A 3,059-nucleotide genomic window follows, 5' to 3' on the forward strand; every position below is an offset into this window, starting at 1 on the left:
TCGGCGTCCGGCACGGAGCCGAGCAGCCCCCGCAGGGCCACGCGCGCGGCGCGGGCCTCCGCCAGCGCCCCGGCGCGCTCGCCCTGCACGCGCAGCCGCTCCGTGCGCAGGCGCAGCACGTCCACGTAGCGCGCCTCGCCCACGGCAAAGCGGGCCGTCAGCGCCTCTTCCGCGCCGACGAGCAGGGAATCCTCCGCGGCCAGGCGGCGGGAGATGGCCAGCCATCCCGCGGCCGCGGTGAGCGAGCGCAGCACGGCCGCGTCCAGCGCCGCGCCGGCGGCGGCGAGCGACGCCTCCGCCGCGCGGACGTCCGTCGCGGCGAGGGCCCGCGCCGCGTCGCGCCGGGCGCCGGCCAGGAGCTCGCGGCCCACTTCCACGCGCACGGCTGCACCGGTGAGGTCGACGACGTCCGGCACCTCCTCCACTTCCGCGGAGAGCGCGGCGGGCTCGGCGAAGCCGGTGGCGGCCACGCGGGCGCGCGCGGCGTCCACGGCGGCGCGGCGGGCGGACAGCGCGGGGTTGGAGCGCTGCACGGCCTGGCGCAGCGCGGTAATCGCCGGGCTCTCCTGCGCGGAGGCGGCGACGGGGACGAGCAGCGACGCGGCCAGCGCGAAAACCCGCGCGCGGCGTCGCCGGGCCGGACCGCGAGGGCCGGCCGGTGGGAATGACGAAAACAAGGGATGCCTCCCTGAACGGGCTCGTGTACGCGTCCCCTCAGCGGGTGCGGCGCGGTGCCGGACCCGGACGGGATGCCGATGGATGTGCTTGAGCGTCAGGTGCGTCCGGAGCGGACGCGGGCACGTGCGCGGATGCGGCCAGGGCCGGTCCGCGGTGCCGGAGGCTTACGCGACGGGAGGGCGAAAGTGCGGCTCGGGCGCGACGCTGGCGAGCGCGCGCTCCGTGGACGAGGAATCCGGGTGGCGGGGGGGCACGCGCGGCGACGCGCCGGCCGCGGCGGGAAGCGCGGGCGCGTGGGCGTGGATGCAGTGGCAGGTGTGCGGGGCCTGGGGCGCGTGGCCGGGCTCCTGCGAAGACGCGGGCGGATGCCCGTGGGAAAGCTGAACCCAGGCGCCGGCCTCGGGCTCCGCGGCCCCGTGCCCGTCGTGGACGTCGGGCACGGCGAGCTCCATCCATCCCAGGGCCATCCCCAGGAAGGCGAGCAGCGCCGCGGCGCGGAACAGGCGCGGAACCCGGCGGCTCACCGTGCGGCCACGCGGGTGCGGAGGACCGTGGCGTCCAGGCGCCCGCAGGCGTCCATCCCCTCCCCCACCTCGTCCACGATCTCGTCCGCGAGGCCCAGGAGGGTCCCCACGCGCGCGTCCGCCAGCCGGTAGATCACGCGCCGGCCCCGCGGCTCGCGGTCCACCAGGCCGCAGTCCAGCAGGCACGCCAAGTGGTTGGAGACGTTGGACTGCGAAAGCCCCGTGACCTCCACCAGCTCGCCCACGCTGCGCGCGTCGTCGCGCAGCGCCTCCAGGAGGGAGAGGCGCGACGGATCGGCGAAGCCCCGAAAGAGCTTCGCCTTGAGCCCGAGCGACTGTGCGTGGGGGGTCGTCAGCATGCCGGTGTCGATGGATGACTCATCAGCAGCGGATGATATGAGAGAACGCGGGCGGGGTCAAGCCGCGTCCCTGCGGCGCACGTCCATCCACCGCGTCTCCGGCGTCGGGCGCCCACCGGCCGCGGACGGCTCCCTTCTCCGTCACGCCAGGCGGCCGCGCGCTCAGCACGGGGGATGGCGGCGCCACGTCACGTCGCTTCTCCCCTCGTGCCGTCATTCTGAGGAAGGCGCCGTCCGGATCCATCCGCGTGCTGGATGGCGCCGCCCGAACGCGCGCAGGAATGGACCGGGCAGGGTGCCTTCTGACAGCATGGGCGATAAACCCGTCCTATACCGAAGCCGGAGCAGGAAACAGCATTCCCACACGGGGCCTGCGGCCAACGGAGTCAACGGTTTTCTTTCGATCCGTTACCGTTCCCTCCGTTGGCCGCAGGCCCCGTGTGAAATCCTTCCGGAGAGCCATCCCCGCGCGCAGCAGTCAAGGTTTACCCGGATCCGATAATAGCCCCGCTGTGAGGGGCCGCGGAGCCAGGAGGAGATGAGGGCCCGGCCCATCCTCGAGGATCTCCGCTTCCCGACGGCGCCACGCGCGGTCCGGGACGCGCCCGCATTCACCGCCGCGCGTCGCAGTTCTCCGTGATCTGCCGGAGCACCGCGCGCAGCCGCGCGACGTCATCGGCATCGATCCCGTCCAGCGCCTCGCCGCGATAGGCCTGCGCGATCGGCTCCACCGTCCGGATCACCGACTGGCCCGCGTCCGTGAGCACGAGCTCGGACCGGCGGCCGTCACTGGGATGGGGCGTGCGGCGCAGCAGGCCCTTTCGCTCCAGCAGCTGGACAATGCGGGTAATGGAGGCAAAGTCCTTGAACACCGCGGTGCCCACCTGCTGCAGCGTGACGTCGGGGGATTCGTGGATCGTCTTGAGCACCAGCCACTGGTCGACGGTGATGTCGATCCCCGCCGCGTGCAGCCGGGCCTGCGCGAACCGCCGGTACGCCTTGGAGGCGGACTCGAGGGAGTAGAAAAGCACGTCCTGCAGCCGAGTGTCAGACATCGCGCCCGTGGTTCGTTGACATATCAACAACATGGGCCGGAGCACCCGTCGTAACCTAGCCGCCTCCTGGCTCCATGTGCACCCCCGCGTCCCTCCGCGACGGGCGAAACGGTGGACGGGCGGATGGGGACGACCCGGTCCGCGCCCGTGGACCGCCGTCTCGTCCACCGGATCCGCACGGCGAAACCGGGGCCGTTGGCTGGCCCCATCGTGAGTCCATGATCTTCCCGGGAGCGTGATGATGAAACGGACAATGGCGCGGGTGACCGGACTGCTGTCGGCTGCCGCCTTCCTGGCCTGCGGCAAGGACCTGGTTGAACCGGGCGGCGATCCGCGGCTCACGCTTTCGGCGGACAGCGTGATCGTGGACGCGGGCGCGTCCGCCTCGGTGGCCGCGACGGTGCTCAACGCCAGCGAGCCGGCGCGGTTCGTCTCGCGGGACC

At 73.4% G+C, this 3,059-nt stretch carries 4 protein-coding genes and 1 pseudogene; 1 reads left to right on the top strand and 4 read right to left on the bottom strand.

Going from position 1 to position 3,059, the window contains the following annotated elements; genetic code table 11:
- From VFZ20_RS13210 to VFZ20_RS13225, 4 genes and pseudogenes are all read right to left on the bottom strand, one after another.
- Window positions 1-677: pseudogene (locus VFZ20_RS13210) on the bottom strand (hypothetical protein); the annotation flags it as partial.
- 165 nt (window positions 678-842) lie between these two features.
- Complete coding sequence (locus VFZ20_RS13215) at window positions 843-1,202, bottom strand: hypothetical protein (protein WP_329684361.1); 360 nt, start codon at window positions 1,200-1,202, stop codon at window positions 843-845.
- Window positions 1,199-1,561 (bottom strand): metalloregulator ArsR/SmtB family transcription factor, encoded by a 363-nt coding sequence (locus VFZ20_RS13220; protein ID WP_329684362.1) that lies wholly within the window; start codon window positions 1,559-1,561, stop codon window positions 1,199-1,201. The genes VFZ20_RS13215 and VFZ20_RS13220 overlap by 4 nt, the downstream gene beginning before the upstream one ends.
- A 611-nt stretch (window positions 1,562-2,172) precedes the next feature.
- Complete coding sequence (locus VFZ20_RS13225; RefSeq protein WP_329684363.1) at window positions 2,173-2,616, bottom strand: MarR family transcriptional regulator; 444 nt, start codon at window positions 2,614-2,616, stop codon at window positions 2,173-2,175.
- A gap of 238 nt (window positions 2,617-2,854) precedes the next feature.
- Between VFZ20_RS13225 and VFZ20_RS13230 the strand changes: the two genes are divergently transcribed.
- On the top strand, window positions 2,855-3,059 hold a 205-nt coding region (locus tag VFZ20_RS13230; RefSeq protein WP_329684364.1), incomplete at its 3' end, for a hypothetical protein.

The organism is Longimicrobium sp. (genome assembly GCF_036280135.1).
Lineage (GTDB): Bacteria > Gemmatimonadota > Gemmatimonadetes > Longimicrobiales > Longimicrobiaceae > Longimicrobium.

Excerpts from the sequence above, each read along its gene's own strand:
- VFZ20_RS13220 (WP_329684362.1), bottom strand. The coding sequence starts at position 1,561 with ATGCTGACGACCCCCCACGCACAGTCGCTCGGGCTCAAGGCGAAGCTC.
- VFZ20_RS13225 (WP_329684363.1), bottom strand. The coding sequence starts at position 2,616 with ATGTCTGACACTCGGCTGCAGGACGTGCTTTTCTACTCCCTCGAGTCC.